11 protein-coding genes are annotated in these 23468 nt (G+C 32.3%); 2 read left to right on the top strand and 9 right to left on the bottom strand.

Features of this window, described 5'->3' with window-relative positions:
- Positions 1 to 392: 392 nt before the first annotated feature.
- Entirely contained in the window at positions 393 to 3785 is a 3393-nt protein-coding gene (locus FOF46_RS09050; protein ID WP_143916225.1) for a glycoside hydrolase family 9 protein, read from the bottom strand.
- A gap of 1735 nt (positions 3786 to 5520) precedes the next feature.
- On the opposite strand from FOF46_RS09050, the gene FOF46_RS09045 reads away from it, so the two are divergent.
- Positions 5521 to 7257 carry a tetratricopeptide repeat protein gene (locus FOF46_RS09045; RefSeq protein ID WP_109436356.1) on the top strand — a complete coding sequence of 579 codons (1737 nt, stop codon included), beginning with the start codon at positions 5521 to 5523 and terminating at the stop codon, positions 7255 to 7257.
- A gap of 1138 nt (positions 7258 to 8395) precedes the next feature.
- On the opposite strand, the gene FOF46_RS09040 is transcribed toward FOF46_RS09045, so the two are convergent.
- The 7 genes from FOF46_RS09040 to FOF46_RS09010 all read right to left on the bottom strand — a co-directional run bounded on the left by FOF46_RS09040 (position 8396) and on the right by FOF46_RS09010 (position 20417).
- Positions 8396 to 8995, bottom strand: a complete 600-nt coding sequence (locus tag FOF46_RS09040) for a type 1 periplasmic binding fold superfamily protein (RefSeq protein ID WP_143916224.1) — start codon at positions 8993 to 8995, stop codon at positions 8396 to 8398.
- Between the two features lie 18 nt (positions 8996 to 9013).
- Positions 9014 to 11413, bottom strand: coding sequence for a TonB-dependent receptor (locus FOF46_RS09035; RefSeq protein ID WP_143916223.1), 2400 nt, complete (start codon positions 11411 to 11413; stop codon positions 9014 to 9016).
- Positions 11414 to 11490: 77 nt separating this feature from the next.
- Complete coding sequence (locus tag FOF46_RS09030; protein ID WP_143916222.1) at positions 11491 to 11775, bottom strand: hypothetical protein; 285 nt, start codon at positions 11773 to 11775, stop codon at positions 11491 to 11493.
- A gap of 58 nt (positions 11776 to 11833) precedes the next feature.
- The gene (locus tag FOF46_RS09025) at positions 11834 to 12682 is read right to left on the bottom strand and encodes an alpha/beta hydrolase family protein (RefSeq protein WP_143916221.1); all 849 of its coding nucleotides are present in this window, start codon (positions 12680 to 12682) and stop codon (positions 11834 to 11836) included.
- Between the two features lie 2 nt (positions 12683 to 12684).
- Complete coding sequence (locus FOF46_RS09020; protein ID WP_143916220.1) at positions 12685 to 15423, bottom strand: PD-(D/E)XK nuclease family protein; 2739 nt, start codon at positions 15421 to 15423, stop codon at positions 12685 to 12687.
- A gap of 161 nt (positions 15424 to 15584) precedes the next feature.
- Entirely contained in the window at positions 15585 to 16979 is a 1395-nt protein-coding gene (locus FOF46_RS09015; RefSeq protein WP_109436344.1) for an OmpA family protein, read from the bottom strand.
- A gap of 285 nt (positions 16980 to 17264) precedes the next feature.
- Positions 17265 to 20417: a UvrD-helicase domain-containing protein gene (locus FOF46_RS09010; RefSeq protein WP_143916219.1), complete on the bottom strand. Its 3153-nt coding sequence runs from the start codon at positions 20415 to 20417 to the stop codon at positions 17265 to 17267.
- Between the two features lie 192 nt (positions 20418 to 20609).
- Here FOF46_RS09010 and FOF46_RS09005 point away from each other — a divergent pair, with 192 nt between their 5' ends.
- Positions 20610 to 21218: a superoxide dismutase gene (locus FOF46_RS09005; protein WP_109436342.1), complete on the top strand. Its 609-nt coding sequence runs from the start codon at positions 20610 to 20612 to the stop codon at positions 21216 to 21218.
- 264 nt (positions 21219 to 21482) lie between these two features.
- Here the strand turns inward: FOF46_RS09005 and FOF46_RS09000 are convergent, their stop codons facing one another.
- Positions 21483 to 23381 (bottom strand): amidophosphoribosyltransferase, encoded by a 1899-nt coding sequence (locus FOF46_RS09000; RefSeq protein WP_109436341.1) that lies wholly within the window; start codon positions 23379 to 23381, stop codon positions 21483 to 21485.
- Positions 23382 to 23468 lie beyond the last annotated feature (87 nt).

The raw sequence follows: 23468 nt of genomic DNA, 5'->3' as shown, positions 1-23468 counted from the left end.
TTATTGACTTGCTATTTGCTATAAGGTTTTTTTTACTCATAAGTATCAATTGGGTTTTAAGGTTTTTTTATTTAGTTTTTCTATAAATTCTAATTGTTATTCTTATTTATATAAAGAATAGAATTAAGGATGTATGTGTAGAAGTGTTTATAGGAGTTATAGTTTGTGTCATATTTAAATAACAACTAAAGCGTACTTTTTACTTTTAAAAAAGTCAGTTTTTTTATTAAAGTCACTAATAATGCTAGAAAGAAGAAGAAGAATTGAGTGTATATCACTCTATTACAAACATCTACTATTTAAAAAAATTAGATTATTTATTAAATCCGCTCTAGTTCTTTAAAAAGAGAAAGGTTTAAAAAACCTCTCTCTTTCTTTAGATTAAAAATTATCTATTTAACGATCACTTTGCTCTGTGTTCTTTGATTTGATATGACGTCAAATGTTTCTAATATATATATTCCCGATTCTAATCCTTCAATAGGTATTTGAGCTTGTAATTGTTGCTCTTTGCTTTTGAATTGTTGGGTTTTAACAACATTGCCCGTTAAATTGAATAATCTTATCACAACATCGGTCATAGCATCACTTTTCTTAGCTTTATTACTATTAATAGATACATTGATAACATTTACCGCAGGATTAGGAGTTATCATAACATTAGACTCAGGACCCGATAACACTAGAGTATTAGAACCATTACCACAATCAGGAGCTGTAGCAGAAGAACTAAAATAAATAGTAAATCCTCCTGATTTTGAAACTAATACAAAATTTCCTGTATCTATAGTTGCCCAATACTCTCCATCTAATCCTGTAAATCCAGAATCTGTAATTGTAATTGATGGTTCGGCAGCATTAAAATTCTGAGTGATTTTTGGTAAAAAATTATTCCACCAGCTAGGTATACCATTACTTGTATTCATTGAAAACTGCCATAATCCATTATTAGCTAAATCCCAATTGATGGTAAAATTGGTAACATTACTCAAATCAGGACCACCGGTTCCTAAAACATAAATATTTGTATAAGAAACATTAGCAATTGTTGGTAATGGATTTGATAAAGGAGCTCCGAAATTACAACTTATACTACCATCTGTAACGGTAATTGTTTTTGTCTCTGTATCAATATCTCCTGCAGCATTTGTTACTGTAAGTGTTACTGTAAACTGTCCTACTGTAGTATAAGTAGTAGAAGCGGTTGCAGTAGTTGCAGTTTCTCCGTTTCCTAAATCCCAGCTATAACTAAGCGTACCTCCGGCAGGATCTAAAGACCCTGACCCATCAAAAGTTACAGCTAAAGGAGCAACTCCTGATTCGGCACTTGCGGTAAATGATGCAATCGGACTACCATCAGTAACATTTATGGTTTCTGTTGCTATATCTGTTTTACTTCCATCGCTTACTGTTAGTGTTACCGTGTAATTACCTACTAAAGCATAGATATGGGTTGCAGTGACTCCAACACTTGTGTTTCCGTCTCCAAAATCCCAAGTATAAGTAAGTGTATCACCATTTGGATCTGAAGATGCAGAGGCATCAAAACTAACCGTTACCGGAGCAATACCTGTTGTTGGTGTAGCCATAAAATTGGCAATTGGTGCAATGTTACCATCAGACACTACAATATCCTTAGTAAATGGTGAAGAAACATTAGTGCCGTCACTTACTGTAAGACTTACTGTATATGTCTTAATCTCTGTAAATGTAACCGTTGGAGTTGCTAATGTTGAGGTTTGACCATTACCAAAATCCCAAGTGTAAGTAAGTGTATCACCATTTGGATCTGAAGATGCAGAGGCATCAAAAGATACTTCTAAGGGTGCAGTCCCTGATTCTGGAGTAGCTGTAAAGGAAGCAGTAGGAGTATTCCCTCCATCTATTTCTGAACCAAATACCAATACCCCATTATCATATACAGGAATATTAACACTTTCTACTGCTCCGCTGCTTAGTCCTTGTGCAGACCAATCATTAGCAGTATCATAAGGAACTCCATTAGCAACTCTTATATTGATTTGAGTTTCAGTTCTAAATGCGGGGTCTCCTATAGGTGCAATTGACGGTAGATTTGTTATTTCTGCATAATAAACACTTCCTCCAGCGGGTTTAACCGTCATTGTAGCATTACCACCAATACCATTAAGCGTAATATCATAATCAGCAATAGTTTTTCCTGCCGCAATACCTTCGGCAATATCAAAATAATACCTGTAACTTAACTTGTCTGTTACTCTTGCAGGCCAAGCTGTTCTATTTTGTATAATTATACTAATCGTAGATCCAAATGCATTATTGCTATTAAATTTTGAAAACGAACGAATTTCGGCTCTAGTAGGCACTTCATCAACTGGAAAGTTAGGAAGTGGATTTCCTCCAAATTTTCCATACATCCTAGCCAAGACACCTGTGATACATGCATTATAATCACAAGCAACTTCGTTAGCCACAAATTCTCCTCTATCGTCTACAAAATTATCATTATCCGGCTCTTTGGGACCTCCTACTACTGCTCCATATAGGATATGACTTGCTGTAGTTGGTGGACCACTATCACTATTTGTCCAATTTCCACTATTTCCTCTGTGATGAGGATCATTAGCAGGATTATTTCCGAAGCCATTCATAAAACTTCTATTAATAGGATTATCCCCTAACGCATAGTCTACCATTCTTTTAGCAAAACCTGTATATCTAGCTTGCTTAACTGGATCTGTAGTTACTTTATCTCCATAAATCAAGGCCAATAAAGATTGATTAGATGCATATCTAACGGTACCCCATTGTCTAAGGTGTGGAAGCCCTCCAGGTGTTGTAGGAACTGATTCTCCATTTACATTATGAGCAAAGTAATCCAAGTTACGTTCAATATCTTGGACATATCTATCTTTTCCTGTTATCTGTGCTAATAATAAATAGCATCCATAAGCTTTATCATCCCAAGAGAAGGCTTCTTTATATTTTGAGGTGGTACTTTGTCCCTCTTTCTGTAAATTGTCATATTCTGCTTCTGCTTTTGTTAAATATTTTGGATCATTTGTAGCTTTATACATCCAAATTGCTCCCCAGACTATTTCATCGTTGTAGCTACTAAACGATCTATAAAAACCTGCTGCATCTGTTATAGAGTTTGAATATTCATCTCTATACGTATCTGCAAAATCATATAGTTGTTTCGCATGTTCTATTAAAGTTACGCTATACGCAGGATCGTCTGCTTTTATTAATATACTCATTGCTGCCATTGCAGCTGCAGTCTCTGCGGCAAGGTCAGAACCTGGATTAGCAGCATCAATTTTATATGATGGGCGTTCTCTAGGATATACTTCTGGTGATCCCCACCATCCATGATCTATTCCACCATTACCAACCTGGCCATATAGCTCATTTGGAGCAGTATGACATTTTATAAAATAATCTGTAACAAAACGCAGGTTTCTTTTAAGAATATCTAATTGCCCACTGTTTTGATATGCATCATTAAATTCGATACCTCCCCAAGCCAAAGCTGTAACACTAAATGCCATTGGGAAATTAAATTTTACATGATCTCCTGCATCAAACCAGCCTCCATTAAGGTCTAATCCAACATCAGATCCATCCTCTGTGGTAGAATCTCCCCTCCAGCTTACTCGGTTCCAACTTGGTAACTTTCCCGATTGTTGAACTTCATAAAAGAAAAGCGATTTCTGCAAGGCTTCTCCATAATTAAATTGTGCACTCATTGTACTACATAAAAAGTAGAAAAATAGCAATACACCTGATCTCATAATGTTTTTCATAATGTTTGGTGTTTTAATTTTGGTATGTTTTGTTGGTTTTTTCTAACAACTGATTTGTGTGATAAACAGAATCCAGAATCGGACTAGTTGTTTTCTTACTGTTTGTTTTAACTTTTTTTACTATCATACTTACTATATAGGTTTTAAGGGTTATGATCAAATCTTTACAAAAATTTTAATTTGTTGGTCTTATCTTCCAAAAAATTAGAATTGATTATATATCTGTAGAAGTGTTATATTTAAAGAACAACTATAGCGTCGTTTTTACTTTAAAAAAGTAAACTCTATCTATTTTTGTCTTATGAAAGGAATAGTAATATTATTCCCTATAGACATTAAATAACAGAGATTTTTCAAGTATTTCTCTATGATTAAATTGTTCTGCTAGTTTTTCTTTCATATCACACAATAGAAGAATAATGTGTGATTTTATACTATTTTTCATAGCTATTAGGGTTTTAAGAGTTTAGCTTACGTATTTATGGTTATAAATCTTTTTAATATTAGTAATGAACTATCAATCAAATACGATATTGGAAGCGTATTTAATTTCTATAGTCCCTAATCACATTTCTAGTTTTTGAAATGTGGGATCATTTCCAATTTTTAAATAGTTTAATTGTGTGTTTCAGAAGTCACACATCAAGCATAGAATGTAGAACTATGCTCATATTTCAAGGAGTCTTTCATAAATTATTTTAGGGTTTTAAGATTATATTCTATAACAAACTTTATTTTAATTCCAACCTTGGTCTGAAGGAAATAAATTCTGCTTGGCAACACGTCTATATTTTAAAGAGTTACTAATCAATGATGTATAGACACTTTTTTAACACTAAAAATTAAATATTCTCATTTTTGCGTTATTTTTTATGGTTATAAGACAAAATATAGCCTTGCAGAATATAGAATATCTGAGTAATAAAATTGGTTTTCATAAGTATGGGGTTACATCTAAGTTTTGTTTTTCTACATGGGTTTACACTCTTAATCTTTTTAAGAAATTAAGTTTCAATTCAAATTAGACGAATGAAAAGAGTTCCTGTTAAATTTATTTGATGATATCTTAATTTTTGCCATTGAGAAGATATTTCTGTATTTGATTTTAGTATTCTTAAAATCATAAATGACCTTATGAATGAGTAAAATGTTTTTTGCATTTCTTGTTAAGTTTTAATTTGTGTGATTTAGGGAAATGAAAACAAAACGTTTTTTGTTTTCAACTTTTATCTACTGGCTTTGAACATTCTATAATTTATAAAAATTTTGATTATAGCCCCGGACGAGTACATTAATATTTAATGTCCTTCCAGCTTTGTTCAGGGCGATACTCTGACAATGCGTCGGTTTTAAAGAGTACGTATCATGTTAAAATCATACAGTCTTTCTCTACAAAATATTGTAACATAATTATTAAAGTAAAGTATACTCTAAATGTATGTATTAAAGCAGATCTAAGTCTTGCTATTAGATGATATGGTTTTCATATAGTGAGTTTGTGTAAAACGATTTGTTATAGGTTATAAGTATTATGTTATATTGTTTTGTTAGCATAGAATAGAATAATCTTTTATATTTAAATTGGAATTCAAAAATACTCCTATGCGATGTAAAATTTGATTTTACAATAGGGTACATTAAGGGTACATGGTTAAAAAAAAGAATACATAAAGCGTACTATTTTTATTTTGGTGCGTTGTAGTTAAAAGACGTATAACAAACCCCTAAAACCAAAGTGACCTACCTAACCAACAGAATAGTAATCATTTGTGTTATATTTCTCTATAATACAATACATTCTCAGGATTCTATACCTTCTATTCACCAAATCAGATATATTGATAGCTTATCAGAAATTGCCAAAAAAGATCTTATAGGAAATGGAGATTTATTAAAGAAGTTATTAACCCTATCAAGGGAGGTTAATTATCCCAAAGGAGAATTACAAAATCTGGTTAATCTCGGAATTTATTATACTAACAACTCTATGATTGACAGCGCTAATGTTGTCTATGAAAAAGGAGAGAATTTAATTAAAAAGCATCAGGATCTAGAATTCATACTCCCTCATATTTATAATAATAAAGCTAATATTTTAACACATCAGGCATTTCATTATCAAGCTTTAAAATATTATCACAAGACACTTGAAATTAATTTAAGACAAAAGGATAGGAAAACGGCAATAATTACTAAAATGAACATTCTTAATTGCCATCTAAAATTAGGAGAACCTGATAAAGTCTTGGCATATTCTAAAGAATTATTAGAAAATAGGGATGTAATTGAACAAGAAGGTCTGCGATATCGTCTATATTCGAGTTTAGCACTAGCTCATTTTGATAAAAAAGAATATGGAAAAGCAATCAATTGGTGGAATGCAAATCTTGAAAGTATTCAAAATTCTGATAAAAAAGGGGAAATTAGTTATATAATGACTTCTATTGCTGATGCATATAGAAGTCTGGGGAATCATGAAATTGCACTTGAAAAATCTATTGAAGCTAAAAAGATTATTCATAATAAGCCCGAATTAAGTTCTTATGCCGCTATAAATTCATTGGTCTTAGGAAAAATCTATAACTCATTAGACAATCCCAAAGAAGCCATTATTCATTTTAATAATGCAATTTTACAAAACCCAGATGATCCAATGGATATTGCATTTGCTTATGAAAGCCTAGGTGCTATTTATAAGAAAACAAATAACTGGAAAGCTTCATCTAACTATTATCAAAAATATGGATCCTTGATTGATAGCCTTTACAACAAAAGAAATGAAGATATTTCTAAAATATCCGAAGGAAAAATACAATTGATAGAAGAAGAATATAAAAATGAACTCTTAACCAGGGATAATGATATTCTAAGCTATAAAAATGAAAAACAAAGACTGTATATAATTTCTCTTTATATTGGTTTATTTAGCTTCTTGTTATTTTTATTATCCTTTGCGCTTTATAAAAAATATCACAGAAGCGAAAAACAAATCGAACTCCTTAAAGAAAATGAAAAAAACATTTTAGAAAAACACATACAGAGTAAAGAAGAGGAGTTTTTGGCTACGATGATATCAGTTAATGAAAAACTAAATAAACTCTCTACTATTAAAAAGTACTTATCTTCTGCCATAAAATATAACAACCATGATGAAATTCTTGAAGCAGAAAAAAGATTAAGTCAATTTATTTCATCTACCTCTGATCTTGGTATTCTAAAAAATCGAATCGAATCGCAATACCCAGGTATTACAGCTCAAATCAATGCTCATTACCCTGATCTGTCAACAAATGATATAAGGCATTGTTTATTGATAAAACTAAATCTATCCATAAAAGAATCTGCTCAACTATTAGGAGTATCTGTACACGCAGTAAAAATGGCTAGAAAAAGAGTGAAGAAAAAAATCAGTATTCCCGAAGATGTTTCATTAAAAGAACATCTCAGGGATATTGTAGAAGCAACAGTTTGATTATATAGTTACTTAAAAAACGATCCCCGGGTAACTACTCCCAGGGATCTGAATTGAAACTTAATTGTATTTAACACAAACTCAACTTATACTAATTATGATAGTTTCAATTTTACTGTTTATTACATTTGGTTCTATGCCCCGAATATAAGCTGTATCTTTCAAATATCTTGATGTTTTTTTGATAGTAATTAACATTTAACGATGACATAATACCTTCATAAAATCATTGCTATTAACTCACTGAAAATCAATTTTCATAGTACTTCTACTATATTTTTGATTTTTTGGTTAGCATATTCTTAACGTCTTTTCTTCAACATTCTTTCTCATGCGCTTTAGAACCATTTTAATTCATCAAATTTTGTACCACTTTTTAATAAAGTGATGCTAAAATTAAAACGATTATGTCTATACATTACCCTATTAAAAAATCATTAAAGTTTTCACAAAAATCAATGGTAAAATGTAATTTCAAATTCTGATCCCTTATATAAAAAACCTATTTTATAAAAAGAATATTCATGTATCCCATAGATAAGACACTCAATAGATAGAAAAGTTGCATAATTAAGACATATTTAACAGCTTGTATTAATTATCTAATTTATGATTACACTCTAAAACATTGTAATATGTAGTTCAAAAACAACCATAAACAAAAACCCTTTGGTAACTACTCCAAAGGGTTTTAAATTGAAACATAACTAATTGCATGTAAAACTACAAACTCAACTTATACAAATTATGACAGTCTCAATTTTTATCTTAATGTTTTTATTTTAAATTATTGTACTCTCAAAGGAGCGAGGTCAATTTCAAACCAACCAGTATTATATCAAGTACCTACAGAATAATTGTTAGATGAACTTTTCTTAACACAATCATCTGCAAAATCGGCGATAATTGCTCCAAGTCTATCATTTTCTAGAGTGTACGTTTGCGTTCTTGTTGCTTCTGTACGAGCTCCTGAAGATTCTTCAGAAATTTGGAATTTTTGGTAAGGTCATAAGAGTTCATTTTATAAATTAATAGATTTAAAAATCAATTTTGTAATCTTCAAAAAAAGCAAAGTTTATTACTCCAATGGTCTGTAGTCTAAAAATCTCCCGTGTTGGTTCCGGGAGGTTTTTAAAATTTATTCCACAGATATATCAAATGTCCAGTCAATATCTGGGTCTCCTCCTGCGTTAGTTATGTCTCCACCAGATACTCCTGCAGCATCTTTAGTAGGTTCATGTCTTAAAACAAACCTTAGCATACCATCACCTGTAGTAGCTGTTGTTGTTAATGAAAATGTTAATCCCACAGGATTTTCAGAGGTAAATTGTACTCCGCTTGCATTCTCATAATCAGATTCTTTATCGGTATAGGCCGTAGAGATGCCCAAATCATCGGTTACATAAAAAAACTGGTGTTCATCTGCTTCCTCTTCGATCTCTTCATTAACATTTTCAGCAGGGTCTTCGGTTTCGTTAAGAATACTAATGGATCCAGTATATGTGGTGCTAGCTTTTAATGGTCCACTTGCTGTTCCCGTAGGTTCAGTTGGACCATCTGCTCCATCAGCATCAAAAAAACGAAGGGTAACAGTATCTGTCCCGTCAGTAAGTGTTACTTCCATCGTAGTAATAACTTCTTCTTCACTTACTGGTGCAGGAGCATCATCATCACTCGAGCAAGATGTTAGTATCAATCCTGCTACAGAAAACACGGTTAAAAATTTACTTAAGTTCATCATTTTAAAATTTAATATTTAATAGTTAATTGATATTCGCAATAAAAAGTTTCTACCCAAATCATCTGCAAAATATCGTTGACGATTTAGATAATTTCTATATGTTGTATTTGCTAAATTGTTAATTGTAAATCCAAGGTTTAAAAAACTTTCATCACCCATCTTAAACTTCATCCCTGTATCAAAATTAAGGAGATGATATGCAGAGGGAGGCGTATTTATTTCAAGTAAAATATCTTGTCCTCTACTAGGAGAAAATACCATTATATTTGGAGGAAATTCGTTTTGTCTAAAATGGTATTGACTTTCTAAAGAAGCTGTAAAATCAAACCACTCTGCTTTAGCAAATGTGATTTTATTATTAAAATTAGGAGCAGGCATGTTTATTAAAGCTTGTTTATCCTCTGTTTCCTGTCCTTTTACTAAAGAAAACATATGATCAGTTTTCCAGTTTGTGTGCCAATTTGCATATACTTTGGCATCGACACCTAATAATCTAGCATCGGTTTGTCTATACTGCCATACAGGAAAAGCACCTCTAATAGTTAACTCTGTACCTACTGGCTCTAAAAGGATATAATCTTGAATAAAATTAGCATATGGAGCCAATTCCCATCCCCATTTTTGATTATTATTTTTAAGAGATAAAGATATTTTATGAGAAGTCTCCTGATCAATTCTAAGATCTCCTAATTCGATCCTTGCCGCAGAATGATGCAAGCCATCACTAAACAATTCTGACGGATTAGGAGCTCGTTGGGATAAGGCATAATTAAAACGAAACTCATAATCATCCTTAAATATGTATTGCATACCTGCTGTACCTGAAATACTATGATAATCAAAAACCGGATTTGTTAATAACTGCGATCCTATCACATTTCTATCTACAACAATATCCGAAAAATCTTCTTCGTACCCTCTTAGTTCCCATCGCGAGTTCAAATAAAATTTTTGTGCATCTATGTGATTAAAATCATATCGAATTCCAGCATCTAAAATTAAGTTTTCTTTTAGATCATATTCTACAGTAAAAAATGCTCCAACATCATATTTCTCATAATCAGGAATAAGACGCCTTACTCCCGTAAGTGGATCTGCAAAATTCTCCTGATATCTAAACAATGCTCCTGTAGTAAATTTATATTTTTCACTAGAATCAAACTCAAAATCTGAAGTTATAGAATGCGTGGTTAATTCTAAATCTATACTTGGGATTTTATCAAGTTCTTGCGTTCTCCTAATATCAAATTCTAATCTATTGTTGAGTTGGAAATCATACTGTGTAGTCCATTTACCCAATTGTTCAAATCTTTTAAAGTACTTTACACGTCCCAGATGATGTGTTACCTCTTGCCTTGGGTTCTCTATATCATAAGTAAAATCACGAATAATATCGGGTTCACCACTATTTATTGCATTAAAAAGATCATCTACGTTACCTATATGAGATGCTTCTAAAACACCTATCTCATTATCATAAAAAGAATAAAAAACATCCCATCCATAGGTGAATTTATTTACTCCAAATGATGCCGAAAATCCTTTTTCAAAAATCCCTGTGTTAGAAAGAACATAATCTGGAGCTTCAACGTCTCCATATCTTTTTAAGGTTCCATGCACTTTTAAAAACATTCCACTTTCATATGCTTTTGTCAATTTTGAAGTTAAAAAACCTCCTCTTCCATTTGTACTCCCTGAAAGCACTGTTTTTCCAAATAAAGTATCTTTAGCCGGAGCTCTATTAGTTTCCATAATGATTACTCCGCCGATTGCATCTCCTCCATATTTTAAGGCAGAAGCACCTTTGACGACAGTAATACTGTTGGCGACATTTATATCTACATTAGGAGCGTGTTCATCTCCCCACTCCATATCCTGCATTCTTACTCCATTATTCATGATGAGTATTCTGCTTCCACTAAGGCCTTGTATAATTGGTTTCACAATAGTAGACCCTGTGTTTAATGAAGATACACCTGTTATTTCTTTTAACGCATCACCCAGAGAAGCGTTGCTGTATTTTTCTATTATATTTTTATCAATTGTTTCTTCCTGAGAAGACAACGTTTTGGTATGATTTTCTCCAGATACCTTTACCTCTTGAAGCTCATTAAGATGATGTTCTAAATAAAAATCTTTTGTTGTAACCTTGGACATATCAATGGTAAATACTTGAGAATTACAATCCACATGTGATACAGTAAATGCATAAGATACCGCGCACAAATCATTGATCGTATATGTACCATTGTTATCTGTCACAATTGTTTTATTATTAAATGTTATCGTTGCTTCTTTTAGAGGTACTCCATCATGAAAATCAATTACCTTTCCGGTAAGTGTTTTATCGCATTCTTGTGCTGATAAAATGGTAACTCCTGAAAAAAACACAAGAATAAGTGTGAGTCTTTTCATTTATATGTGTAATAAGAATAAACTAGTAACTATTATAAATGAGTACTAGTAAAGAGGTCAATTAAAATAAATAGTTATTAGGCAGCAGGTGGTGCCTTATTAAGGAATGAATATTTGGATGAATAATCAAAATATTGTTGTACATATTTAATACGAACAACATTTGCAGGAATTGTAATTACAGAAGGGATTTCTATAACCTCTGTGCTAATATATCCATCATTTGGATTCTCTGAAACCATTTGACATACATTACAATCAATATCATTAGCATCATGACCTAAAACATGAAGGTCTGCTAATTGAATAAAACTGAATAATATCAGAAATATCGAAGCTACGATATGTCTATTTGACTTCATAAGTTGCAAATAAAAGAAAAAAAAAGAACAAATGTTATATTTTAATAATCTTGCTATGTTAAAAATTTGCAAAATCTATTGATTTTTTGGTAATTATCTCAAGGTTTTTTGGTAAATCATTCCTATCCCATGGATGTTTTGCTCCAAAAACATGATCTGCACCTTCTATTAGAAACAACTCACTATTAGCGTTGCAGCTATGAATATCTTTACCTTCCTGCACACTGACTGTTGAATCTGCCGTGCCATGAATAATTAAATATGGAATCTGGATTTGCTGAGCAGCATTAGTAATAGTAAGTCGTTCTTTATGTGCTATAAAAGTTGTATAAAACTGGAAATAGTGCGGCATTTGTTGTTTAGTTCTTCCATTTTGAACATACATAACTCCATTACTTTGCCATTCTTCAAGAGCTTGACCTTTTGGAAAACGACTTTCGTAGTCTGAAACACTTGCCCAAGTAATTAATTTTGAAACTCTTGAGTCTTCAGCTGCTTTTATTGTTGCAATCCCACCACCACGGGAATGTCCAATCAAAATAATATCTTTTGATTTAACTTCTTTTTTAAAATTAAAACCTGGAGCAGTAATCCAGTTTATAACCGTTTCTAAATCATCTAGTTCTTTAATAAAGTTATTTTGCCCAAAAGCTTCTAAATCTGGAAAATCTATAGGCTGCTCTGCCGTTCCTCCATTATGCGAAAAATTAAATTTTATAAAGAAAAAACCTGCGTTAGCAAACATTCTTGCAACCAAATCCCAGGCACCCCAATCTTTAAAACCTTTATATCCATGACAAAAAACAATAACTGGTTTTGGTGTTCTCGTCTCATTATAAAACACGTCAATTAAAATTGGTTTTTGATGCCTCCCTACTATATTTATATTTTTATCTATAGAAATCATAACTACACTTCTTTTTCAGTGAATGGTATCTCAATATTAAAAATTTCCAAAATCAACTTTTTTAATTGTAATAAATACTCATCAAATACAGCATTAGAAATCTCATGATTTGCCTTACCTCTTACACCTTCTTTTGTTCCAAACTTGATAAATCCTTCTTGGAGGTTTTTAAATGAAATTATACCTGCTTGAAAAGCTTCAGTAACGGGGTTCTCATTATGCTGCATATATGCATATGCCAAAACCTGTATCACTTTACTATATTTATAGTCTTCTGTAATAGTATCCCAATCCATAATGACAACATCATTTCGGGTTACTTTACCTGTTTTATAATCAACTACTCTTAATTGCCCATCCAATTCATCAATACGATCTACTTTTCCTTTAATATAAATAGGAAAATCTAATTCCGGAATTTGTACTTGAGTTTTTAGATTGCTTTCTATGGATATGATTTTTACCTGAACACCATTACTCAATAACTTTTCTTCTGATTTTAAAAAATTATAGATGTATCGTTTTGCAACTTCAAAAATCAAAAGATTTTTACCTTGTGTTATATTTAGTTTTGCATATTCTTTCCTAAACTGACTCTGAAGCTCTTTATCAATCTGGCTTCTCATTTTTTCTATCTCCACTTTGGTAAGAAAAGTATTCTCCAAAGGTTTATAAAAATTCTCAAGGGTATTATGAATAACAGTACCTAGCGTATTAGCTGCAATAGTTTCTTCAACTTCTTCTGTCTCTTTAACCCCTAGAATATATTTATAATAAAAATCCATTGGATTTCGTATATACGTTGTTAATGCAGAAGGTGATAATCCATGTGCTCCAAGGTCTTTTAATTTTTGTAAAATAGCTTGATTCTTCCTTATTTCTAGTGGTTGCTTGATTAGCTTTGGTACTTCTGATGAAATGGCATACCGTATAAGATTATGTTTTGGTCTTTTATCGATATCCAGTTGAAGTAAAAATCTACTTTTTTCTCCACCACCTACTCCTTCATCTTCGGTATTATAAACTAGATATACTTTTTTAGCTCTTTGAATAAGTCTGTAAAAGTGATATGTATAAATCGCATCTTTTTCTTTATAGGTTGGAAGATTATATGCCCTTTTTAAATCATACGGGATAAAAGAGTTTGCACTCTTTCCTGCAGGTAAAACCCCCTCATTCACAGATGAAATAATCACGGTTTCAAAATCAAGACATCGTGATTCTAACATTCCCATGAGTTGTAATCCACTAAATGGCTCTCCTAGGAAATCTAATGTTTCTGTCATCAAAACATCTTTATATATTGTATATAAAGACCCTATAGAATCTAAATAATTGTAATTACTAAACAAGGAAGCAATCTTATTAAACACCAAATGAAAATGATACACATATTCTAATTCGAGTTCATCTTTTTCTTTATCCAGACTATTTTTAAGAAGCTGTATTATCTTTTTACAGTATCCTAAGGCTACACCTACATCAGCCCATGGTTCAAATAATAACCTCAACACTTCTTTCTCATGATCAGAAACTTGCTCCTGTAGCTTAATTAGTGTTATATACACTATATTTTCCTGAGATATGACTTGAATCAAACGTGATGAAACATCCAATCCAAGTAAGCGGTGGGCCGGAAGACTATTTAAAATTGCTAATATCGATTTATAATATATTCCTTTGGTATTAGGATTCTTATGAAGGTGGAATAACAATTCGAAAAACGCGGATAGCGGCACCTCCTTTAAGGGTAACCCCATTGTAATGTTAAGAGATTCAACAGTACTTGGCAAAGAGTTAAGTATGGGTTGTAATAATCCTTCATCAGCAAGTACTAATGCGGTATTCTCCATATCAGATTTAGGAATAGAGGAGAGTATCTGACCAATAGATTTTGCCTGACCTATGTTTTTAGGCACTCCAATCGTGGTAATGTCTTTTTGTGCTGAAAAGTAATTTCTAATCCACTTAAATGGTTCTGTTTTATAATACTCCCATTTATTCTTATAGCTCCTTAAGAATAAGGATGCCTCGTGATAAGTATTCTCCATAAAAAACTGATCAGCATCCCAAAACACTTTTGCCACACCTGCTTCTAAAAGAGATTGAAAAATAACTTGTTCTGCGTTATTAAGCGCATTAAAGCCAACTAAAATATGTTTTCTTTTTTCTTTTTTGACATATTCATGGATATCTTCTGATGCTTTCCTATATAATAACCCTTGATATCCTACTTTCTTTTTTAGTAGTTTATTTTTAAAATTATTATAGTAATCTATTAGACTTTCCCAAAACCTAATATAGTTTTTGACAAGGTCTGTCTTTTCCTTTTGTAAGTACCAATGATTTAGATCCTGTATCCCAGATAAATATGAAAAAAAACTCTGGTGATCAATACAATATCTATCGATTTCATTAAAATCATAAACCAAAGTTTGTGCCCAGTTACTAAAGGTTTCAAAATTTTCTTTTTCTAAATGCGAATGCGTATTTAGATACGTTTCATAAAATTCAAATAATGTCTCGACATTATCTATTTGTTGTAACCCGGATAGTTGAGTAATAAATTCTTCTATACTAAGTATTATAGGAGCAAAGAAGGTCTGATCCTTATACATTTCTAAAAGTTCTTTCTTTAGAAAAAGTCCAGCTCTTTTGCTAGGCACAAGAAAAATCAGGTTGCTTATATTTTCTTTTGCTTCTTGTAATTCTAGTAATACTTCTTTTAGGAAACTTTTCAAAGATTTAAAATTTTATACCAACGAATAAGTAAACGATTTTATAATTTACTCATTATTCTTAATTAAAGAAAAGAAATTTTGAATGGTTTGTTTACATGGTATAAAAATAAAAAACGTCCCGAAAATTTCGGGACGTTTTTATTATGTATTAAGAGGTTTTCTTATTTTACTAAGTTAATCTCTACACGTCTGTTTTGTGCTCTACCAGCTCTAGTTTTGTTAGAAGCGATTGGTCTGTCTTCTCCATAACCAACAGCAGATAATCTAAACTGATCGATACCATTCTCTGTTAAGTATACCTTAACTGCGTTAGCTCTAGAGTCAGATAATCTCTGATTAGCAGTAGCTGCACCCTGACTATCAGTATGTCCCTCTACAGCAAACTTAGCATTAGGATACTCTTTTAAAATAGCGATAATATCACCAAGAGCTTTGTTAGATTCTTCTTTGATACTAGATTTACCAGAATCAAATAAGATCGTCTTAGCATACTCATTAAGAGTTTTCTGTACTTCTTCAGTTACTTCTGGACATCCGTTGTTTGCAACAGTACCAGCAACATCAGGACAGTTATCATCTTTATCTAATACTCCGTCACCATCTTTATCTTGGTAAGGGCATCCGTTATTAGCAGCAGGTCCAGCTTCATTTGGACAACCATCTTTACCGTCAGCGATTCCATCACCGTCAGCATCAGGACATCCGTTAAGTTCAGCTAATCCAGCTTCAGTAGGACACTCATCTTTAGGATCTGGTACACCATCACCATCTGTATCAGGACATCCGTTAAATTCTGCAGTACCTGCAGTATCAGGACAGTCATCCTTTGCATCAGTGATTCCATCACCATCTGTATCAGGACATCCATTGAATTCCTCTAAACCAGGAACATCTGGACACTCATCATCTTTGTCGTATACTCCGTCACCGTCTGTATCTTTTCCTCCGAAAGCGAAAGTAAGACCAGCAGAATGTTGGAAGTGAGTAGGAGGGTAACTCCCTGTTTCGTAATCTTCGAATACGTGCTTGTAAGTTGATTGAACATTAAATGCTAAGTTCTCAGTTAACCAAAAGTTAACACCAAGAGAACCATTAAGTGTCCCAGCACCTAATTCATCAAGCCAAGTATATCCACCACCTACACCTAAGTAAGGGTCGAACCAACCAGTTTTTAGTACATTCTTAAGACTATAGCTAATTCTACCGTCAAGAGCATAGTAAGAAAGGTCGTCTACGTCAACATTAGTTCCATCAGGAAGTTCTCCTGCATTACTTATTTTGTTAACTGACCCAGAAGCCGTGAACGTAAAACCGTCTCCAATATATCTACCAACAGATAATTTAGAAACAGATGGAAGGATATTCCAATGGTCACTAGCATTAAAAAATTCGTCGAAAATTTCACCTTGACTATTAAGATCTCCGCCAGTAGGAAATACATCAACGGCATTAATACCTATAGAAACCGCCCAAGGATTGTTTTCATCTTGTGCATTCGCAGTACTAACTCCAAGTACCAGTAACGAAGCCACTAATAATGTGCTAAGATGTTTCATATTCAATAATTTAATTTTTAAGTGTTAATTAGAGCAAATGTAATATGTTAAACATAACTGTCAAAGACAAATCTAATAAATTTTTCTTAACAGGCCAGTATATATCGAAGCTTTGGAGGGTCTTGTAGTTTTTATTTACAATTTTTCAGCCCAAAAAAAAACAACGATTTTAACCTTGTTAGAGAAAAATTATAGGTTTTATCTCAACAATTACGATACAATTATAAGATAAAAATACCTTTTATCCTTAAATTTTTTTTAGTAATTGTGAAAATAAAGGTTTATTTATATGTGTTTTAAAGTGATATTTTCATTAAAATAAATTAAAATTTTATCCTTAATTGTATGCCCTATCTCCTCAAGAACCGAAGTGTATTTCTCTAATTGTATTGCATGCGAACTATGATAAGCACCTGTTTTATAATCTAGTATTGTCGTCATATTATTCTTGTCAACTACTACTCGATCTGGTCTAAATAATCTTCCATTAGAAATAATATCTCTTTCGTTATATACAATATTATCAATCGAATAATATGTAGCAAGCTGTGGATGATTAATGATGTTTTTTATTTCTTTATACAGTATTTCTTTCTCGTCAATAGCGATTTCTCCTTTTTTATAAGCCTCTTCAATAACTCGCTTAACATCTTGGTATGTTTCTATCGATGCCATAAGGTCATGTATCAAATTACCTTTCTCTATTGCATTTTGTTGCGAAGTATCCCATAATTTACCAGAATTGGTAACGATATTAACCTTATGCTTTCTGGATAAATCTTCTAATCGAGATAGCTTTACCACTTTTGTCTTACTTTTTTTATCTGTGTTTTGAATATTTGGTCTTATAGGATTTCCAAAAGGATACTCTTTTTTTTCAGCGTCCCATCTATTTATATTTTTTAAATATGCTATCAACTTTCCAGAAAAAGTGTTTGGATTACTTTCTCCTTTAGTATTTAACTCCAGTTTAGAAATAATATACATTTGTTCTTTTGCTCTTGTTAATACAACATATAACAGATTTAAGGCATCTAATTCTAACTGAGCTTGTCGGTTTAAAACAATTTCTTTGGCTTCGTCACCATAGTCAGATATACTTTTATTATAATTTATAAAAACTTCTTCAAAATCGACATAATGCTCTTTATTCACTGGCAACCATGTTTTTGGCTCTAACTCTCTATAAATATCTATGTTGGCATATGGATAAATAACACAAGAAAACTCTAAACCTTTTGCTTTATGAATGGTCATAATCTGAATGGCTTTTTCTGCCTCTGGAGCCACTATGCTTAATTTATCTTTTTTAATGTTCCAATAAGAAAGGAACCCTATTATACCTTCTGTATGTTTTTGAGAAAAAGCAAATACAACATCAAGAAAGAATTGTAAATATGCTGTTGTAACATCTTTAAGAAAAAAACTGGTAATGATATATTCTGTTGCATCATAAAGTGGTTTTGCCGCTAGTATATCAAAATCAAAATCAACCCCTAAAGACTTTAATTCTAAAGAAAAAGAGTGTTTATCTCTTCCTATCATTTTTTGCAAAAACGAATGTTTTTCTTCTATTGAAAATTGCTCTGTCAAAAAGTGTAATACGTTAATTTTTGAAGGAAGGTGATCAGACTGTGTAAACCATGTAAGCATATCAATAATAAATCCTACCTGAGGAGAATTTGCTATCAATAGTGTTTCAGAAGAAATGATAGACAATCCTTTTTGAGTTAGAAAATCTGCAATTATTGCCCCTTCTTTTTGTTTTCGTACGATAACACAAATCTCGTTGAGTTGATATCCTTTTTCTCCAAGTTCAATAATAGTTTCGAATACTCGTTCTGGATATATCTCATTTTCTTCGGCTACATTTTTTGCATTAACAAAAGATATATTTACGTATCCATTTTTTTTATCGTTAACCTGTTGTTTATTACCTTGTATATAAAGCTCCTGGTGTTTTGTGTTACTAAAATCGGCAGATAAGAAAGTAAATAAGTTATTATTAAATTTGATTATCTCTTCATGGCTTCTATAATTTTTTGGCAAATCAAGGACTTCTTTTTCTTGAGTCGAAAAAGGGTTTTTATTCGATGACAGTTCTATAAATTGTTCTGCTTTTCCTCCTCTCCATCTATAAATAGCTTGCTTTGCATCTCCAACTATTGTAACCTGCCCTCTTTTTCCGGTTAAGGTTTCTGTTGAAACAGCATTATCAATAAGCGGAATCATATTATTCCATTGTAACTCTGATGTATCCTGAAACTCATCAATAAAATAATCCCTGTATCGTTCCCCCAGACGTTCATAAATAAATGGTGCGGGTTGATCCTGAATAGCCTTACTTATTATTGTATTAAATTCTGATATTAATAAAATCTTTCTTTCCTTTTTAATACTTAGTAACTCTTTATTAATAGCATTTAAAACAGAGAGAGGTGTTAAGTTGTTGATACTATTCTGAAAAAGATTTATCTTTATCAATATTTGTTTTGTGGCCAAAAAGGTTTCTTCTATCAAAGGTCGAATACTATCTATTTTATCCTTCTGATAACTGTCTAATTTTGCGCTATAGAATGAGGCTTCATGTATATTTTGTTTCCAAACCGCTTTAAAATCAACTTTTGTATCACCTTCTGCAAGCTTTATAAAATGATTAGGTATAGAGCTACGTGTAAAATCTGTATATTCTATCTCTTTCTCTTTTATTAATTGCAATACAGCGTTTGATCCAGAAATAATATTTTTTTTACAATCTATAATTTTTTGGCCTAAGAGTTTTTTAAGTTTATCAAAATCATCAATTGTCTTCTCTGAAAGCTTATTGAGATGATCTCGGTCATTTTCGCTAAATAAAAGTCTGGCAATTTTATTTAGTTCAATTGTAATATCCCAGCTTTTGTCTTCCTCAAGTTTACTAATCGCGAAATCAATGATTAATTTAGTAAGCTCTTCATTTATTCCTATTTGAGCCACTACAGCATCCACAGCTTCTTCAATTAAAGAATCTGTATCCATTTCTATTTCAAAATTCATTGGTATCCCCAGATCGTATGCAAATGTTCTTATGACCCTATGGGTAAACGTATCTATGGTTACGATATCAAATGCTGCATAATTATGCAGAATACTTCTTAAGATATTAAAGGCTTTCTTTTTTAATTGTTGCTCTTCAATCTTGGTTGCAGTAATTAATTCTTGTACCAGATCCTGATATTTTTCTGGCGTACTCGGTTGGCTAATCGCTACAAGGTTTTCTAAAACCCTGGTTTTCATCTCTGCAACAGCTTTATTCGTGAAGGTAATCGCCAAGATGTTCTTGTAACTCTCTTTAAACTCTCCTTTTAGTAATGTAATGAGATACTCCTTTACAAGAGTATATGTTTTACCTGCTCCGGCAGCAGCATTATAAACCGTAAAAGACGTTGTAGAGCTCAATTCTTTTTTTTACTAAAATACTAAAACCCTTCATTTTTATCTCACAGAACCTTATAAATATAGAAGGCACTAAAGCATCTGTTTCATCAAGATATTGGTTTTAATTAATTTATAACAACTATAAATTTTTATTCATCGCTCTAATTGTTAAATTTGATGTCATTTTTATTTTATTAATCAAAATAATAACATATGTCATTTGAATTACCAAAATTAAACTACGCATTTGATGCGTTAGAACCTCATATAGATGCTCGTACCATGGAAATCCACCATGATAAACATCATGCTGGTTACACTAGTAAATTAAACGCTGCAATTGAAGGGACAGATCTTGAAGGTAAAAATATCGACAACATTCTTATCAATCTTGATATGTCTAATGCTGCTGTTAGAAATAACGGTGGAGGATATTACAACCATAATTTATTTTGGGAGATAATGTCTCCTAATGGTGGAGGGAAACCTTCTGGTGAACTTGCTGATGCAATAAACGCAGCATATGGATCCTTTGATGCTTTTAAAGATGCTTTTTCTACTGCTGCTGGTACCAGATTTGGTTCTGGATGGGCATGGTTATGTGTACATCCTGGTGGAAAGGTAGAAATATGCTCTACTCCTAATCAAGATAACCCTTTAATGCCAGGAATTGGTTGTGGAGGAACTCCTATCTTAGCATTAGATGTATGGGAGCATGCATATTACCTAAACTATCAAAACCGCCGTCCTGATTATGTTTCTGCCTTTTTTAATGTAATTGATTGGAATGAGGTTTCAAGCAGATATGCACAAGGAAAATAAATAACTTATTTGATTCATAAGAAAGAGCTGCAAATTTGCAGCTCTTTTTTTATATCTAGAATATTAAGAAATGTCATAAAATAAAAAAAGGTGGAAAGTCCACCTTTTTTTGCCCCAAATCTACCATGAACTTAACCTACTTATGCTATGGCTCTGCTAATATAGAACGTTATTTCATTGTGAAAAAATGTTTTAGACGAAAGGTTAAAATAATTGTTGAAATACACAATTTAACCAATTTTAACACCAATCTTTTTTCTTTTTTTAGTAAGCTCTTTCGTTTTTACCTTCAAAGAAATTTATAAACGCCTTATTTACAACCCTATTCCCTCCAATCGTTGGATAATCTCCAGTAAAATACCAGTCCCCAAGGTTCTTAGGGCAGGCTACATGTAAGTTGTCAACGGTTTGATAAATAATCTTTACTTTGGCGTTTACTGTTTTATCACTTAAAAGTTCTGATATTTTATCACTTATCTCTTGATCAGAGAATCCACTATAGATTTCTTTAACAAAATTTTGTACTTCTGCATCTTCTAAATTTTCCTGTGCTTTGCATTTCTCATAAACCTGCTCTACCAGATCGTAGTTCCCATTTTCTTTTAAAAGCTCTAACGCAGCCTGAAATGCAATTAAACCTTCTAATCTTGCCATATCAATCCCATAACAGTCAGGATAACGAATTTGTGGCGCAGAAGAAACAATAACAATCTTCTTAGGCTTTAATCTATCCATCATCTTGATAATACTCTTTTTGAGTGTTGTCCCTCTTACAATACTATCATCAATAATCACTAGATTATCATCTTGTTTTACCACACCATATGTTACATCATACACATGAGCTACCAGATCATCTCTACTACTATCTTCTGTAATAAAAGTACGTAGCTTGGCATCTTTTATTGCAATTTTTTCTGTTCTCAATCTAGAGGAAAGAATTTCTGATAATCGTTCATCTGTTAATGATTCTTTTTCAGAAAGTATAGTTTCGTTTTTCTGCTTATTTAACTCATCCTGTGCAGCTTCTACCATCCCATAAAAAGAGGTTTCTGCCGTATTTGGAATAAAAGAAAAAACCGTATTTATAGTATCATGATCGATTTCTTCTAAAACCTGAGGCATAATTAATTTCCCCAGATTTTTTCTTTCCTTGTAAATTTCTGCATCACTCCCTCTTGAGAAATAGATTCGTTCAAATGAACATGCTTTTCTTTCTAATGGATCAATAATTTTGCGAATAGAAGTGTCTCCATTCTTTTTGACGATAATTGCTCTTCCAGGATCTAACTCTTGCACATCGTCAAAAGACACATCAAAAACCGTCTGAATAACCGGTCTTTCTGATGCTACTACAACCACCTCATCATCTTTATAATAATACGCTGGTCGAATTCCGGCTGGGTCTCTTAACACAAAAGCATCTCCATGCCCCAGCATCCCGGCCATAGCATATCCGCCATCCCAATCTCTTGAAGATTTTTTAAGAATTTTAGCAACATTGAGCCGTTCTACAATTTGAGGAGAAGCATCAATTTTATTAAACCCTTCTTTTTTTAGTTGTTTATATAGTTTGGCCACTTCAGAATCCAAAAAGTGTCCGATCTTTTCCATTACAGTTACCGTATCCACTTTATCTTTAGGGTGTTGTCCTAACCTAACCAGATTATCAAACAATACATCATTATTAGTCATATTGAAATTACCGGCAACGATAAGATTACGATGCATCCAGTTATTCTGCCTTAGAAACGGGTGTACACTTTCTACACTGTTTTTACCAAATGTACCATAACGCACGTGTCCAAGAAGAACTTCACCTATATAGGGTATATTTTTTTTCTGCAGCTCGACATCATCCGTATATTCTGGGTGGTCGACTAATTCTTTATTAATCCTATCATTAATCTGCGAAAAAATATCCTGTATAGGCTGCGATTCACTCGATCGGACTCTACTTATATATCGTTCGCCAGGTGCTGTGTCTAATTTAATACTTGCAAACCCTGCTCCATCTTGACCACGATTATGCTGTTTTTCCATCATCAGATACATTTTATTTACTCCATAAAATGCACTCCCGTATTTTTCTCTATAATACTCTAACGGCTTTAATAGTCTTATAAATGCTATACCGCATTCGTGTTTTAACGCATCACTCATTGTATTCCAAAAATTCTAAACGTTGTTGTGTTTGTGTTATGTAAACCATAATTAAAAAAGCCCCAAAACAATTGCTTTGGGGCTAAC

This window comes from Aquimarina algiphila (assembly GCF_007489275.1).
GTDB classification, from domain to species: domain Bacteria; phylum Bacteroidota; class Bacteroidia; order Flavobacteriales; family Flavobacteriaceae; genus Aquimarina; species Aquimarina algiphila.
Note: the sequence above shows the minus strand (reverse complement) of the source record. Positions and strands in the feature narration are given on the sequence as shown.